Consider the following 14,961-nt stretch of genomic DNA (forward strand, 5'->3'; position numbering starts at 1 on the left):
GCCTGGACAATTTGATCATCGGTGGGAGGAGGGGGCGGTGGTGGAGGCGGGTTGCTGGCCTGGCTGTGGGTCGTTTCGTCCGGTGTCATTTTTGCCTCCCAGCATTAAAGCTGTCACGAGAAGTGCTACGCCTAGTGTAAGCGCCACCATGGAGCGGCGCCATGCTGCAGCCTTCTTTTTATGGGTCCGCTTGTTCGCCTCGAACGCCTGTACTTTGGCGGCGATTATAAGCGCCAGCGCTGCCTGTTCTCGGCGACCGGATACTAACTCCATCAGCGGACGTGGCTCGGGCGCGTCGTTGAACGTTCGTGGCCTCATGGATTGCACCCCGAAGTACGCAGCCGCACTGAGAGCAAGCAGCGAGGGAATCTTCCACCATCCGCCAACTGGTTGAGCGCCCAAAAACGTCGCCAAGGCTAGAGAAAAGCCTAGTAGAGTAGTAGCTTTGGTGTCGATCCGACCTGAGCTCTCATTCAGGCGCGCTGCCCGTTGGGTAATCTCGTCATGGACAAGCTTCTGTGTAGCCGTCTCGGCAGAACTTGCCGTACTGGCGGCTTCGGCGCCTGAGGGCGTATGGGTCACCTCTGCCATACTGATGTATCACGCTCTCGGCTGCATGCCTAGCGCGCTCCCTTGAACGTACGTACGACAACGCAGAGCATAAATTCACTGAGAACACCGGCGCTGTCGGGCGCTCAAGCAATCAGCCTTTACGCCGGCCTAGGCGGTAGCCGACCAGGACGCCGATCAGGGTGAGCAGGCTGCCCCCGGCGGCGCCGAGCGCCAGGGTGCGGAGGTCGCCGGACGTTCCCGCGGGAACGCCGGCGTGGCCGACGAAAACCTGCGGCTGGGGAGCAGCGGGGGCCTCAGCGTCCGTCTGGCTCACCGCCGCCGCCGCCGACGGCCGCGGCTCAGCGGGAGCGGCAACCCCCGTCAGTTCGGCGTCCACCGCGGTGAAGAACTGCGCGGCCATCCGCTTGGCAACTCCGGTAATCATCCGCTGGCCCACGCCTGCCACCGGCCCGCCCACCACCGCGTCCGCCGAGTAGGTCAGCGTCGTCGAGGAATCCTCGGACGGCGCCAGCTCGATCGTCACCGTCGCCCGCACCTGACCCGGCGCCCCCGCCCCGGACGCGTGCATCACGTAGGACTTCGGCCGCTCCTGGTCGGTCAGGTGCACCTCGCCCGCGTACGTCCCCTTCACCGCGCCGACGCCCACCGAGACGTCCATCCGGTACGAGTCCTCGCCGACCCGCTCCAGCGCCAGGCACCCCGGGATCGTCCGCGCGAGCACCGCGGGGTCCGTCAGGGCCTCCCACACCGCCTCGGGCGAGCCGTGCAGCACCGCCGAGCCGTCGAGGTTCACGCACCCACTCCTGTCCTGCGGCCCGACGCCGCGGTCCGCTCTGAGGACGGGTCCCGCACCAGGTCGTACAGCTCGGTGGGGGAGATCGGCATCGAGGTGATCCGCCGTCCCACCGCGTCCTCGATAGCCGACGCCAGCGCCGCCGACCCCGGGATCACGCCGGCCTCTCCGGCGCCCTTGATGCCCAGCGGGTTCAGCGGCGACGGCGTCTGCTGGTGGTCGATCACGATGTCGGGCACCTCGGAGGCGTACGGCATGAGGAAGTCCATGAACGACGCGTTCTGCAGCTGCCCATCACGGTCGTAGGCCATCCGCTCGTACAGCGCCCCGCCCACGCCCTGCGCTACGCCGCCGTGCACCTGGCCCTCGACGATCATCGGGTTCACCACGTTGCCGCAGTCGTGCACCACCGCGTAGTCCACGACGTCGATCTCCCACGTCGCCGGATCGATCTCCACCACCGCCGCGTGCGCGCCGGACGCGAAGGTCGAGCGCAGCGGCGAGTAGTAGTCGCGGTGCTCCAGCCCCGGGGCGTCGCCCTCGGCGACCGGCGGCTTGGTGTCGTCGTGCGTCGCGAACTGCGTCGCCTGCTTGGCCGCCTCGTCGAACGCGTACCGCAGCGGGTTGGACAGCACCGCCACCGTCCGCAGCGGGATCGAGGCCCCCGGCGTCCCCCGCACCTGCACGACGCCGTCCTCGATCTCCAGGTCCCCCGGGTCGGCCTCCAGCACGTCCGCGGCGATCCGCAGCGCCTTCGCCCGCACCCCGCGCGCGGCCAGCGCGATCGCGTTGCCGCTCATCACCGCGGCCCGCGAGGCGAAGGTGCCGACCGCGTACGGGAACCGGCGGGTGTCCCCGGTGGTCACCTCGACGTCCTCGATGGGCACCCCGAGCTCGGAGGCGACGATCTGCGCGAACGACGTCTCGTGCCCCTGGCCCTGCGTGGTCAGCCCGGTCGACACCAGCACCTTGCCACTGCCCAGCACCTGCACGTGCCCGCCCTCGTACGGACCGGGCCCGGTGCCCTCCACGTACAGCGCCATCCCGACTCCGAGCAGCTTGCCGCGCGCCTCGGCGTCGTCTCGCAGCGCGTCGACGCCGTCCCACCCGACCAGCGCCTTGAGCTTCTCGAGCAGCGCCGGGTAGTCGCCGGAGTCGTAGACGACCGGCCGGCCGTCCTGGAACGTCAGGTGGTGGTCGTACGGGAACTGCGAGGGCTGGATGAGGTTGCGCTCGCGGACGACGGCCCGGTCCAGGCCGAGGACGTCGGCGATGCGGTCCATCGTCCGCTCCATCGCGAAGCAGCCCTGCGGCCGCCCGGCACCGCGGTACGGCGTCACGATGACCGTGTTCGTGTAGACGCTCTCCACGACGACCCGGTACACGGGGATCACGTACGGGCCGACCAGCTGGGTCGCGGTGATGATCGGCACGATGATCCCGTAGGGTGTGTAGGCGCCGTGGTCGTGCCAGACGTGGACGTCGAGCGCGGTGATCCGGCCGTCGTCGTCGAACCCGACGCTGACCTCCTGCCGCTGCTGGCGTTCGTGGGCGCTGGAGATGAAGTGCTCGCGGCGGTCCTCGGTCCACTTCACCTCGCGGCCGAGCACGATCGCGGCCATCGGCACCAGCAGCTCCTCGGGCCACGGGTGCACGATCTTCACGCCGAAGCCGCCGCCGACGTCCGGGGCGACGACCTCCACCTGGTCGAGCGGGAGCTGCAGCTTCGCGGCGATGGCGGCCCGCACGGACGTCGAGGCCTGGGTGCTGGTGTGCACCCGCAGCGAGCGGTCGTCGGCGTCCCACCGCGCGTGCACACCCTTGCCCTCCAGCGGCATGCCCGCGCTGCGCTCGACGTACTGGGTGAACGACAGCGTGTGCGGCGAAGCGGCCAGCGCCGGCTCGACGTCCCCGGTCTCCTGGTGGTGCCGCGCCGCGACGTTGTCCGGGATCTCCTCGTGGACGCACGAGCGAGCCTCGCGGGCGGCGTCCACCCCGACGACGGCGGGCAGCTCCTCGTAGGTGACGGCGATCCGCTCGGCGGCGTCCTCGGCGACGTACCGGTCGGTGGCCACCACCATCACGACCGGCTCGCCGACGTGGTTGACCTCGCCGTTGGCCAGCGGGTAGCCGGTGCGCGGCGCGGTCAGCTGCGGGTGCGGGATGAGCACCGGCAGCGGCTCGGCGAGCGGGCCGGTGAGGTCTTCGTAGGTGTAGATGGCGACCAGGCCCTCGACGTCGAGAGCGGCGTCCACGTCGACGTCGACGATGCGGGCGTGCGCGTGCGGGCTGCGCACGAAGGCGGCGGCCAGCGCGCCGGTGCCGATGTCGTCGAGGTAGCGGCCCCTACCGGTGATCAGTCGGGCGTCCTCGCGCCGGCGGACCGGCTCGCCGAACAGCTTCGTGGTCACGCGGCGCCGTCCCGCATCGTCGCGGCCGCGTTGCGCACGGCCTTCTTGATGTTGGCGTAGCCGGTGCACCGGCAGAGGTTGCCGCCGACCAGGTCGTCGACCTCCTCCTCGGTGAGCTCCTCCGACGCGTCCCGCGCCTCGAGTCCGGCGGCGATCGTCACCAGGAAGCCCGGCGTGCAGAACCCGCACTGCAGGGCGTGACACTCGCGGAACGCCTCCTGGACCGGGTGCAGCACCTGCCCGCCCTGGTGGTCCTCGCGGGCCAGCCCCTCGACGGTCGTGACGGAGGCCCCGTCCACCTGCACGGCGAGCACCAGGCAGGAGCGCACCGGTTCGCCGTCCACCAGCACCGTGCAGGCACCGCACACGCCGTGCTCGCAGCCGACGTGCGTGCCGGTCAGCCCGAGGTCGTGGCGCAGCGCGTCGGACAGCAGCCGCCGCACCGGCACGGTGGCTTCACGTGGAACACCGTTCACGGTCAGCCGGACGGTCCGGTCGGTGTCGACGGAGACGGTCACGCGGGAGTCCTCTCGGTGGCTTCCTCGGCGGCAGAGGCCAACGTCCGCTCCGTCAGCACGCCGACCAGCAGGAGGCGGTAGTCGGCGCTGGCGTGCAGGTCGCCGTCCGGGTCGACCAGCGTGCGGGCCAGCGCGCCGGCCGCGGCCCAGTCGGCCTTCTCGACCGGGGAACCGGCGACGGCGTCGGTGAGGTCGTGCACCTCGGGGGTCAGGCCCACCGAGACGTAGGAAGCCCGGACGGCGGTGACGCGGCGGTCCTCGTCGAGCGTGACGACGACGCCCGCGCCGCACACCGCGTAGTCGCCCTTCCGCCGGGCCACCTCGGCGAAGGCGGTGCCCGACCGCGGCGGCAGCGCCGGGAAGAAGGCGGAGGTGACGACGGCGGCGCCCGGCAGCGAGGTCTCCAGCGGGCCGACGAACAGGTCGCGCCAGCCGACGGTGCCGGTGCCGGACGACGAGGCCACCGTCACCGAGCCGCCGGTCAGCGCGAGCACCGACGTCATCTCGCCCGCGGGGTCGGCGTGCGCGAGGGAACCGACCGTCGTCCCCCGGTTCCGGATCGCCGGGTGGGCGACGTTCGCCGTCGCCCGGGCCAGCAGCGGCTGCACCCGGGCGGCCCCCTCGTGCGCCAGCAGCCCGGCGTGCCGGACCAGCGCCCCCACCCGCACGCCGTCCCCGCCGACCTCGACGGTGTCGAGGCCGGGCACCCGGTTGAGGTCGACCAGCGTGGCCGGCGCCGCGAGCCGCATCGACAGCAGCGGCAGCAGCGACTGGCCACCGGCCAGCACCTTGGCGCCCTCCTCGGCGGCGAGGACCTCGAGGGCCTCGGGCACCGAGCGCGGGTCGGCGTACCGGAAGGGGGCGGGTTTCACCGGGGCAGCGTGCCCTCTCCTGGGCTGCGGCGGGGGACGCCGGGCCGGCCGACCTCGTCGACCGAGGACGGGTCGGGGCTGGCCTCGTCGCCGTGCACGTGGCCGAACGTCGTCCCCGCCGCAGGGTGGGCGCCCTCGCGGAGCAGCGCGGCCTTCATGTCCGCCGGGGCGAGCGCCCGGGCGACGTGCCAGGCCAGGACGGCGACGATCGAGCCCAGCGCGATGCCGGTGAGCTGGTACTGGTCGTTGAACGCGATGGTGACGTTGCCGATCCCGATGATGATCCCGGCGGCCAGCGGCACCAGGTTGACCGGGTTGGCGAAGTCGACCCGGTTCTCCTTCCAGATCTTGGCGCCGAGCAGGCCGATCATCCCGTAGAGGACGACGGTGATACCGCCGAGCACACCGCCCGGGACGATGTTGATCAGCGCGCCGAACTTCGGGATCAGGCCCAGCAGGATCGCCACGACCGCCGCCACGTAGTAGGCCGCCGTCGAGTAGACGCGGGTGGCGGCCATGACGCCGATGTTCTCGGCGTAGGTGGTGGTGGGGGACCCGCCGACAGAGGTGGCGACGACCGTCGCGACACCATCGGCCATCACGGCGCGGCCCATCATCGGGTCGAGGTCGCGCTTGGTCATCTCGGCGACCGCCTTGACGTGGCCGACGTTCTCCGCGACCAGTGCGATGACAGCGGGGATGACCAGCAGCGAGTAGTTCAGGGAGAAGCTCGGCGCGGTGAAGTCCGGGAGGCCGAACCAGTCGGCGGCGGCGACGGAGTTGAAGTTGATCCGGTCACGGGTGACGACCTCACCGGTGCCGTCGGGCGAGGTGATCTGCCCGGCGGTGACGTCGAGCAGGACCGAGAGCAGGTAGCCGAAGACCAGCCCGAGCAGGATGGAGATGCGGGCGAGGAAGCCCCGCAGGGCCAGGGAGGCCACGATGACGAACGTCATCGTCGCCAGCGCCACCCACTGGTCCTGCGGCCAGTACACGCCGGCGGCGACCGGGGCCAGGTTGAAGCCGATGAGCATGACCACCGCACCGGTGACGGCGGGCGGCAGCACCCTGTTGATCACGCTGAGGCCGGCCACGTGGATCAGCAGGCCGACGAGGGCGAGGACGACACCGGCGACCAGGAGGGCGCCGACGACGTCGCTCGAGTCGCCACCGTTGGCGCGGATCGCCGCCACACCCCCGACGAACGCCGCGCTGGTGCCCAGGTAGCTCGGCACCCGGTTCTTCACGATGAGCAGGAAGATGATCGTCGCGACGCCGCTCATCATGATCGCCAGGTTGGCGTCCAGCCCCATGATCAGCGGGAAGACGAAGGTCGCTCCGAACATGGCGACGACGTGCTGCGCCCCGATGCCGACGGTGCGCGGCCAGGAGAGCCGCTCGTCGGGTGCCACCGCCTCACCCAACGGCGGCGTCTTGCCGTCCCCGTAGAGCTTCCAGCCCAACGCCATGACCGCCTCCTCGACCCGCACCTGGGACGTGGCCGGTTCCCCCGGACGGACGTTCCCGGCTCCCAGCGGGCGCCAATGTGACACGCCCGGCAACGCGGCGGAAGTACCTCAGCGCTAAATCGTCGTTACCGCGGTGTCTCACCGCTGAGGTAATCGACCGGTACGGTGCGCGGGGTGACAGCTACGGGCGTACGGCACGTCTCCCTGCGCAGCGGCGTGTACGCCGACTCGGTCCGGTTGATGCAGGTCAGCCGGGACGTCAGCGCCCGCGAGGGGGTCACCGCGGTGCTCGTCGCGATGGCCACGCCGCTGAACCTCGAGCTCGCCGCGGGCATGGGTCTGGCCCCTGCCGAGGGCGCCTCGCCCGACCAGCTGCTCGTCGCCGTCTCGGCCGTGGACGACGACGCGCTGGCCGCCGCGGTCGCCGCCGTCGACGCCGCGCTGGCCGCCCGCGAGCGCGCCGCCGGCCCCGCGCAGACCGTGCCGCTGCGCACCGTCGGCGCCGGGCTCGGCGCGCTCGACGGCGACGGCCCGGCGCTCGCCGTCGTCAGCGTCCCGGGGCAGTACGCCGTCGCGGAGGCCGCCGACGCGATCGCCGCCGGTCGCAGCGTGCTGGTCTTCTCCGACGGCGTCCCGGTCGAGCACGAGGTGGCGCTCAAGCGCGCCGCGCACGACGCCGGCGTGCTCGTCATGGGCTCCGACTGCGGGACGGCGATCGTCTCCGGCCTCGCGCTCGGCTTCGCCAACGTGGTTCGCCGCGGCCCGGTCGGGCTGGTCGCCGCGTCGGGCACCGGCGCCCAGCAGGTCTCCTGCCTGCTCGACACGGCCGGCGTCGGGGTCTCGCACGTCCTCGGCGTCGGCGGCCGTGACCTGTCGGAGGCGGTCGGCGGGCTGGCCACGCTCGATGCACTGGCCCTTTTCGATGCCGACCCGGCCACCGAGCGGGTGCTGCTGGTGTCCAAGCCGCCGGCGCCGGCGGTGGCGGTGGCGGTGGCCGAGGCCGCCGCGGAGCTGTCCGTGCCGGTGCACCCGGCCGCGCTGTCGGCGGAGAGCCCCGACCTCACCGCCGCGGTCGAGGCCCTGCTGCGGGACATGGGAGTCGCGGTGCCGGAGTGGCCGTCGCGTCCCGCCGCACTGGGGGCCGCCCCCGGCGCCGTCCTCAAGGGCCTCTTCGCCGGCGGGACCCTCGCCGACGAGGCGATGCTCATCGCCGCGCCCGTGCTCGGCGACGTCCGCTCCAACACCCCGCTGCGCCCCGAGCTCGACCTCGGGACGGACCTGGTCGCCCGCGGGCACGTCGTCGTCGACTTCGGGGACGACGCGCTCACCGTCGGCCGGGCGCACCCGATGATCGACCCGACGCTGCGGCTGGAGGCGCTGGCCCGGATCGCGGCGTCCGGCGAGCCCGCGGTGGTGCTGATGGACGTCGTCCTCGGCCACGGCGCCGACCCCGACCCGGTTGCGTCGCTGGTCCCCGCGCTGCGGGCGGCCGGGCTGCCCGCCGTCGTCGCGCTGGTCGGCACCGAGGCCGACCCGCAGGGCTGGTCGCGCCAGGCCGACGCCCTCGCCGCGGCCGGTGCGGCCGTCTTCGCCTCCAACGCGCAGGCCACCCGGCACGCGCTCGACCTGCTGGGAGCCGCGCGATGAGGGACCTGCTCTTCGGGACGCCGACGGTCGTCGCCGCGGGCGTCGACGTTTTCTCCGACGCGTTGCGCGCCCAGGGCGCCGACGTGCACGACGTGGACTGGCGGCCGCCCGGCCTCGGCGACCCCGCCGACCTCGCCACCCTCGCCCTCGACCGGCGCCGCGCCGCGGCCAACCGCACCGCCGTCGAGCGGGTGATGGCCGCCGGGTCCCGCCTGGTCGACGTCCGGCCGGCGCGGGACGTGCTCGGCCTGCCAGACCGCACGCTGCTGCACGCCGGCCCGCCGATCGGGTGGGACGACGCGTCCGGTCCGCTGCGCGGCGCGCTCATCGGCGCCTGCCTGTTCGAGGGGTGGGCCTCGACCGTCGAGGAGGCCGAGCGGCTGCTGGCCTCCGGCGGGATCGCGCTCGACCCGTGCCACCACCACCGGGCCGTCGGTCCGATGGCCGGCGTCACGTCGCCGTCGATGTGGACGTGGTGCCTGGAGGACCCGGTCACCGGCGGGCGGGCGTTCTGCAACCTCAACGAGGGCCTGGGCAAGGTGCTGCGGATGGGCGCCTACAACGACGAGGTGCTCGCCCGGCTGCGGTGGATGCGCGACGTCCTCGGCCCGGTGCTGCAGGCGGCGGTGCGCTCGATGGCCGACCCGCTCGACGTCAAGGCCGTGCTCGCGCAGATGCTGCAGATGGGCGACGAGGGGCACAACCGCAACCGCGCCGGCTCGCTGATGACCCTGCGCGAGCTCTCACCGGCGGTCGTCGAGGTGGACGCGCCGTCGTCCGACATCGCGGCGGTGCTGCGCTTCATCGGCGGCAACGAGCACTTCTTCCTCAACCTCGGCATGCCGACGGCGAAGCTGGCCCTCGACGCCGCGCGGGACGTGCCCGGCTCGACGATGGTGACCGTGATGTCCCGCAACGGGACCGAGTTCGGCATCCAGACCGCCGGCACCGGCGACCGCTGGTTCACCGGCCCGGCCAACACCCCGGTGGGACTGTTCCTCGGCGACTACGGCCCGGACGACGCCAACCCCGACATCGGCGACTCCGCGATCATGGAGACCTACGGCGTCGGCGGCTTCACCATGGCCGCGGCACCGGCGATCGTCCGCTTCGTCGGCGGCACCGTGCCCGACGCGCTGGCCACCACCGAGCGGATGTACCAGCTGACCCTGGCCGAGAACCCGGCGATGCAGGTGCCGATCCTCGGCTTCCGCGGCTCACCGACCGGCATCGACGTCCTCGCCGTCGCGCGCACCGGGTGGCTGCCGCAGATCAACACCGGGATGGCGGGGCGGGTCGCCGGCACGGGGCAGGTCGGCGCCGGGCTGGTGCAGCCGCCGCGCGAGTGCTTCGAGCAGGCGCTGGCCGCCCTCGCCGCGGAGGCCCGCGTGGCCTGACCTCCGAGCCCGTCGAGTGCGACGAACTCGTGGCCATCAGCCGCTGATCACCACGAGTTCATGCAACTCGCCGCGACAGAGGAAGCCTCAGCGGGCGCAGGACAGCAGCGTGCGGACCGCGCCCGGTAGCTCCCCGGTCGACGTGAGCGGCGCGGGGAACGGCACGCGCAGGTCGTAGCAGCCGGTGCGGGGCTCGACCCGGAAGAGCACCCCGTGGCGGTCCAACCCCAGCAGGTGCACCGGGTCGTCGCCGGCCCACGCCTGCACCCGGGCGCGCAGCTCGGCCAGCGGACCGGTGTGCTCGCTCATCAGCTCGTCCTCGGCGGCGCCCAGCGGGTCGGGCCGGGCGGCGGCGTAGTCCTCCGGCGTGATCTCGGTGCAGCCGCCGCCCTCGTGCAGCAGCACCTCGGCGAGGTCGAGGCGCAGCAGAGTCGCGGTGAGCCCCACGTCGAGCAGGACGTCGTCCGGGCGGACGGCGGCGAAGGCCAGCACCAGGTCGGCCTCGTCCTCGGTGGGCACCGGCGTCAGCCACCCGGCCAGCTCCAGCTGCGCCCGCAGCGGGTTGCGCAGCGGCTGCACCGAGCGGGAGGTCACCGTCACCTTCGCCGGCAGGTCGCCCTCCGGGGCCTCGCGGACCGCCGCCGCCAGCCCGCCGCTCCGGGGGACGACGACCAGCACCCGCCCGGCGTCCAGCGTCGCCGCGGCCAGCAGCCGGCTGGTGCCGAGGCCCAGGGCCTGCACCGAGGCCAGAGGCCGGGTGGCGACCGTGCGGGCCCGCTCGGCGGCGTCCGCGGTGCGGTCCTGGTGCACGGGGGAGGACGTCCGGCGTCCGATGGTCATGGGTGCCCCTCGGGGGTCGACGTCGGGGGATAAGGTGAGCCTAACCAAACATTGGAGGCCCCGTGAACACCCCGCGTCCCAAGGTCAGGATCAGCCGCGCCCTCGGCATCCCGCTCACGCCCAAGGCCGTCGAGTACTTCGAGCGCCGCCCGTACCCGCCCGGTGAGCACGGCCGCAAGCGCCGCAAGGACAGCGACTACTCCACCCGGCTGCGCGAGAAGCAGCGGCTGCGGGCCCAGTACGACATCAGCGAGACGCAGCTGCGCGCCGCGTTCGACCGGGCCCGGCGCACGGGCGGCAAGACCGGCGAGGCGCTGATCCAGGACCTCGAGTCCCGCCTCGACGCCACGGTGCTGCGGGCCGGCTTCGCGCGCACCGTCTACCAGGCGCGCCAGTTCGTCACCCACCAGCACGTGCTGGTCAACGGCAAGCGGGTCGACCGGCCCTCCTACCGGCTCAAGCCCGGCGACTTCGTGCAGATCGCCGAGAAGTCGCGCACCAAGGAGCCGTTCGTCGTCGCCGCCTCCGGTGCGCACGCCACCCCGCCGGCCTACCTCGAGGTATGCCTGGCCGACCTGGTGGCCCGCGTCGAGCGCGTGCCGGACCGCGACGAGGTGCCGGTGGTCTGTGAGGAGCAGCTGGTCGTGGAGCACTACTCCCGCTGATCCCCGCGAGATCTGCACAGCGGCGGCCATCACGGCCCTGACCGGCACCACTGTGCAGATCTCGCGCCGGGCGGGTAGCCGCCGAGGCGTGGACCCCCGCGACGTCGTCCGGCGCAGCAAGCGGCTGTCCTACGTGCTCCGTCACGCCCCCGGCAGCGTCGGGCTGACCCTGGACGCCGCCGGCTGGGCGGACGTCGACGCCCTGCTCGCCGCCCTCGGCTGGACCCGGGCCGAGCTGGAGCGCGTCGTCGCCACCAACGACAAGCGCCGGTTCGCCCTCGATGGGACCGGCACCCGGATCCGCGCCAGCCAGGGCCACAGCGTCGCCGTCGACCTCGGCTACGCCGCGCAGACCCCGCCCCCGGTCCTCTTCCACGGGACGGCGGAGCGGAACGTCCCGGCCATCGAGGCCGGGGGGCTGCGGCCCGGACGGCGGCACGCGGTGCACCTGAGCCCCGACGAGGTCACCGCGCGCCGGGTCGGTGCGCGGCACGGGCGGCCGGTCGTCCTCCGGGTCGACGCCGCGGGGATGGCGGCAGTCGGCGCCGTCTTCACCCGGTCGGCGAACGGCGTGTGGCTGGTCGACGCCGTCCCGCCCGCCTTCCTCACCGTCGTCGGCTGACCGGACCCGGTGCCCCGGGGACGGGCGTCCCGGGGCCGCGCTGGGCGCGGTCTGCCGGGAGTACCTCGTCCCGCACACCGCGACCCTCGCCGTCCGCTGGCGGAGGACCCCGAGCTGGTCGCCCATGCGCGCACCGCCTACGAGCACATCGCGGTCGCCCTCGACGGACGGGGACGCCGCCAGTGGCCGGGGGACCCGTTCGCAGCCGTGCTCACAGCGCAGGCGGCCGCCACCGTCCTCGTCTCGGCCTCCACCACCTGGCAGCCCGACCACGACCCGACGGCCTTCCTCGACCTCGTGGAGCGCAGGTTCGTGCTGGTCAGGCTCACACTGGGCCGGTGATCCGCAACGTCGTCGTCGGCCGGGTGCGCCCGGGCACCGACCTCGCCCAGGTCCAGGAGGCGCTCGACGCCATCGTCGCCCTGCCCGTGGAGGGGTTGCTCGACGTGCGGGTCGGCCTGGACGCCGGCCTGCGCCCCGGCGCCTGGAGCTTCGCCATCACCAGCGACTTCGTCGACGCCGACGCCTACCGGGTGTACGACGCCGAGGCCGAGCACAACCGCATCCGGCGCGAGCAGTTCGACCCGGTCTGCGAGGAGATCGCGCGGGTGCAGTTCGAGGTCTGAGCGGGCTCAGCCGGGCAGCGCGTCCAGGGGCATCCCGACGTACAGCATCCCGACCAGCTCCCCGTCGGCCGCGTGCAGGCCCTCGTACGCGGTGAAGTACGGGCGGTCGGCGACGGTCGCCACACCGGTGTAGGTCCGCCTGGCTAGGACGGCGGTCAGCACCGGGTTGGCGCTGCCGTCGGCGTTGCGGCGGGGGATGTAGCTGCCCACGTTGCGCCGGCCCTGCGCCGTGACGACGGTCGTGGCCGCGCGCACCATGCTGCCGTCGCCGTCCAGCCGCTGGAACAGCGTGCAGCTGCCGCCCACCAGGGCGACGACGTCGTCGACGAGCGGTGCGGGACGGCGCGGGTCGTCGTCGCGGGTCAGCGGCACACCGCCGAGGAGCAGGTCGGGCAGCTCGACCGCGCGCGTCGCGCCGGTGACCTGGTCGCGCACGGTCAGCCGCCGGCGGCCGTCGCCCAGCGCCACGCCGCCCGCCTCCTCCAGCAGGTCCTCGGCCACGGCCAGCGCCCGGCGGACGTAGGCCTCGCGCTGGTCGTCGGCGAGCGCGGCCACCGCCTCGGTGATCCGGGCCGACCCACCGGCCGCCCGCTCGACGCTCTCGACGACCCGGTCGGTGGCCGCCCGCTGCTGCGCGACGGCCGCCGCCACGGTGTCCTGCGCCGCGGCGATCGACCCCAGCGTCGTGGTGATCCGCGAGACGACGTCGACGGCCGCGCGCGTCTCCCGGTGCACCGCCTCCACCTGGGCGCCGATGTCGCCGGCGGCCCGGGCGGTGCGCTCGGCGAGCTGCTTGACCTCGTCGGCGACGACGGCGAAGCCGCGGCCCACCTCGCCGGCGCGGGCGGCCTCGACGTAGGCGTTGAGCGCCAGGAACCGGCTCTGCTGGCTGATGGCCGACAGCAGCCGGACGATCTCGGTGATGGCCCCGGTCGCGCCCTGCAGCGCAGCGATCCGCTCGTCGACGGACTGCGCGTCGCGGACCGCCTCCTCGGCGACGGTCGAGGCGTGGGTCGTGCTCTGCGAGATGTCGCCGATCGCGCTGCGCAGCTCGGCGAGGGACTCCGCTGCCTGCCGGGACGTGTCCGAGACCTCGCGGCTGGCCTGGGCGAGCACGCCGGCCCGCTGGGCGGCGTGCTCTGCCCCGCCCTCGCGCTCGAGCCGCCGGCGCGCCCGGCTCGCGGTCGGGCGGCCGGCGGGCACGACGCCGGGCCCGGGCAGGGTGGTCTCCTGGGCAGACGACCAGCGCATGGCGCGCCTCCTCGGCCGACTCGGTGGGGAGCACCGGAACCGGATCGGCGGCGAGCGGTGCGCGGCCACGGTAGGTCGCCGTCGGTCACCCGCGGTGAGGCGCGCCGTATCCTTCGTCACAGGCTCGTCGGCGCCGCCGTAGTGCCCCCGTGATCACCACGGGGCGGCGGGTCTCAGGCCTTGACGATCGCCGCCACGGGACCGCCCCCCGACGGACCCTGGTGCACCGCCGCCACCGACACGAACACCGCCGGGTCGCCCGTCACCGACGCGGCCACCCCGCCCACGGTCGCCTTGATCTGCCGGTGCCAGAAGACGTCGGAGTCGTCGAGCATCGCGTTGCGCCGGCCGCGGACGTAGCCGGTCGGGTCGGCCTCGCACTTGAGGAAGACGTTGACCAGCCGGTCGCCGAGGTCGCTGGGGTGCGGCCGCTCGGGCAGATCCAGGCCGGCGTCGCGGATCGCGTTCCAGATGCCGTCCTGGTCCAGGGCATCGCGCATCACCGAGTGACCGATCCGGTAGGCGCCCCCGTGCCCGCGCGCGTTGCCGACGACGACGATCTGCGCCCGGTCCAGCTCCACGCCCGAGGAGCACGAGGCGACCGCGCTGAACAGCGACAGGTCGCGCATGACCTGCCCCTGCTCCGGCATGTCGATCTCGCCCAGCGCCACCGCGATGCCCAGCGCCGTCGTCCCGTTGGACAGGTCCATCGAGCCGTGCGGCTCGTCGTAGTAGGTCTCCTCGCCGCGGGCCTTGGCGTCGCGGATGGTCTCGATGGTCAGCAGCGGCGTCTTGGTCTGCACGTAGTGGACGTCGGCCGGGTCGGTGATGCCCGCCTCCGCCATCGCCCGGCGCACGCCGTCGGCGACCTTCTCCACCATCGCGATGCGGCCGATGTCCTCGGGCAGCAGGACGTCGCTCATCGCGTAGCCGACGGTCAGCCGCGGTTCGTCCGTCTTCTCCACCGCGTCCTCGGGCAGCGTCGCGAAGACCGTGGCGTGCGGGCTGATGACGCCGTCCGTGCCGCCCGACCACACGATCGGGATCTCCCCGACCTCCTCCTTGGAGCGGGTGCCCTTCTCGAGCAGGACCTCGCGGAAGGCCCGGTCGGCGATGATCCGGGTGTAGTCGTTGACCCCACCGTTGCCCTCCGTCTTGCCGATGACGGCGACGACCCGGTCGGCCTCCATGACGCCGTCGTCGATGAGCTTCGCCAGCTCGGAGGCGTCGCTGACGTTGTGCAGCGGGACCTTGCGGACCTCGATCGGTGCGGGCAC

14 protein-coding genes are annotated in these 14,961 nt (G+C 73.4%); 6 read left to right on the forward strand and 8 right to left on the reverse strand.

Annotation, left to right across the window (positions count from 1 at the left end):
• Positions 1-703: 703 nt before the first annotated feature.
• From GOBS_RS00820 to GOBS_RS00840, 5 genes are read right to left on the reverse strand one after another with little or no spacing between them, the layout of a single operon-like run.
• Positions 704-1,366: an SRPBCC family protein gene (locus GOBS_RS00820; protein WP_012946415.1), complete on the reverse strand. Its 663-nt coding sequence runs from the start codon at positions 1,364-1,366 to the stop codon at positions 704-706.
• Positions 1,363-3,777, reverse strand: a complete 2,415-nt coding sequence (gene cutA, locus GOBS_RS00825; RefSeq protein WP_012946416.1) for an aerobic carbon-monoxide dehydrogenase large subunit — start codon at positions 3,775-3,777, stop codon at positions 1,363-1,365. The genes GOBS_RS00820 and cutA overlap by 4 nt, the downstream gene beginning before the upstream one ends.
• Complete coding sequence (locus GOBS_RS00830; RefSeq protein WP_012946417.1) at positions 3,774-4,295, reverse strand: (2Fe-2S)-binding protein; 522 nt, start codon at positions 4,293-4,295, stop codon at positions 3,774-3,776. Before GOBS_RS00830 ends, cutA begins: the two co-directional genes overlap by 4 nt.
• Positions 4,292-5,167 (reverse strand): FAD binding domain-containing protein, encoded by an 876-nt coding sequence (locus GOBS_RS00835; RefSeq protein ID WP_012946418.1) that lies wholly within the window; start codon positions 5,165-5,167, stop codon positions 4,292-4,294. Before GOBS_RS00835 ends, GOBS_RS00830 begins: the two co-directional genes overlap by 4 nt.
• On the reverse strand, positions 5,164-6,636 hold the full coding sequence (locus tag GOBS_RS00840; RefSeq protein ID WP_012946419.1) for a uracil-xanthine permease family protein: 1,473 nt from the start codon (positions 6,634-6,636) through the stop codon (positions 5,164-5,166). The genes GOBS_RS00835 and GOBS_RS00840 overlap by 4 nt, the downstream gene beginning before the upstream one ends.
• 174 nt (positions 6,637-6,810) lie before the next feature.
• Between GOBS_RS00840 and GOBS_RS00845 the strand changes: the two genes are divergently transcribed.
• Together GOBS_RS00845 and GOBS_RS00850 are read left to right on the forward strand one after the other, a co-directional pair.
• Positions 6,811-8,283 carry an FdrA family protein gene (locus GOBS_RS00845; protein WP_012946420.1) on the forward strand — a complete coding sequence of 491 codons (1,473 nt, stop codon included), beginning with the start codon at positions 6,811-6,813 and terminating at the stop codon, positions 8,281-8,283.
• Positions 8,280-9,680: a YlbE family protein gene (locus GOBS_RS00850; protein ID WP_012946421.1), complete on the forward strand. Its 1,401-nt coding sequence runs from the start codon at positions 8,280-8,282 to the stop codon at positions 9,678-9,680. Before GOBS_RS00845 ends, GOBS_RS00850 begins: the two co-directional genes overlap by 4 nt.
• An 87-nt stretch (positions 9,681-9,767) precedes the next feature.
• Here the strand turns inward: GOBS_RS00850 and GOBS_RS00855 are convergent, their stop codons facing one another.
• Positions 9,768-10,520, reverse strand: coding sequence for a hypothetical protein (locus tag GOBS_RS00855; RefSeq protein WP_012946422.1), 753 nt, complete (start codon positions 10,518-10,520; stop codon positions 9,768-9,770).
• A 62-nt stretch (positions 10,521-10,582) separates the two neighbouring features.
• Between GOBS_RS00855 and rpsD the strand changes: the two genes are divergently transcribed.
• The 4 genes from rpsD to GOBS_RS00870 all read left to right on the forward strand — a co-directional run bounded on the left by rpsD (position 10,583) and on the right by GOBS_RS00870 (position 12,433).
• Positions 10,583-11,185 (forward strand): 30S ribosomal protein S4, encoded by a 603-nt coding sequence (gene rpsD / locus GOBS_RS00860; protein WP_012946423.1) that lies wholly within the window; start codon positions 10,583-10,585, stop codon positions 11,183-11,185.
• Positions 11,186-11,273: 88 nt separating this feature from the next.
• Positions 11,274-11,807, forward strand: a complete 534-nt coding sequence (locus tag GOBS_RS00865) for an RNA 2'-phosphotransferase (RefSeq protein WP_012946424.1) — start codon at positions 11,274-11,276, stop codon at positions 11,805-11,807.
• A 207-nt stretch (positions 11,808-12,014) separates the two neighbouring features.
• On the forward strand, positions 12,015-12,149 hold the full coding sequence (locus tag GOBS_RS29115) for a hypothetical protein (protein WP_279432633.1): 135 nt from the start codon (positions 12,015-12,017) through the stop codon (positions 12,147-12,149).
• Complete coding sequence (locus tag GOBS_RS00870) at positions 12,146-12,433, forward strand: Dabb family protein (protein WP_012946426.1); 288 nt, start codon at positions 12,146-12,148, stop codon at positions 12,431-12,433. The genes GOBS_RS29115 and GOBS_RS00870 overlap by 4 nt, the downstream gene beginning before the upstream one ends.
• A 6-nt stretch (positions 12,434-12,439) precedes the next feature.
• Here GOBS_RS00870 and GOBS_RS29120 read toward each other — a convergent pair whose 3' ends face one another.
• Both GOBS_RS29120 and bar read right to left on the reverse strand, forming a co-directional pair.
• Positions 12,440-13,684 (reverse strand): Cache 3/Cache 2 fusion domain-containing protein, encoded by a 1,245-nt coding sequence (locus GOBS_RS29120; protein WP_012946427.1) that lies wholly within the window; start codon positions 13,682-13,684, stop codon positions 12,440-12,442.
• 173 nt (positions 13,685-13,857) lie between these two features.
• Complete coding sequence (gene bar / locus GOBS_RS00880; protein WP_012946428.1) at positions 13,858-14,961, reverse strand: barbiturase; 1,104 nt, start codon at positions 14,959-14,961, stop codon at positions 13,858-13,860.

This window comes from Geodermatophilus obscurus DSM 43160 (genome assembly GCF_000025345.1).
In the GTDB taxonomy this organism is placed as follows: domain Bacteria; phylum Actinomycetota; class Actinomycetes; order Mycobacteriales; family Geodermatophilaceae; genus Geodermatophilus; species Geodermatophilus obscurus.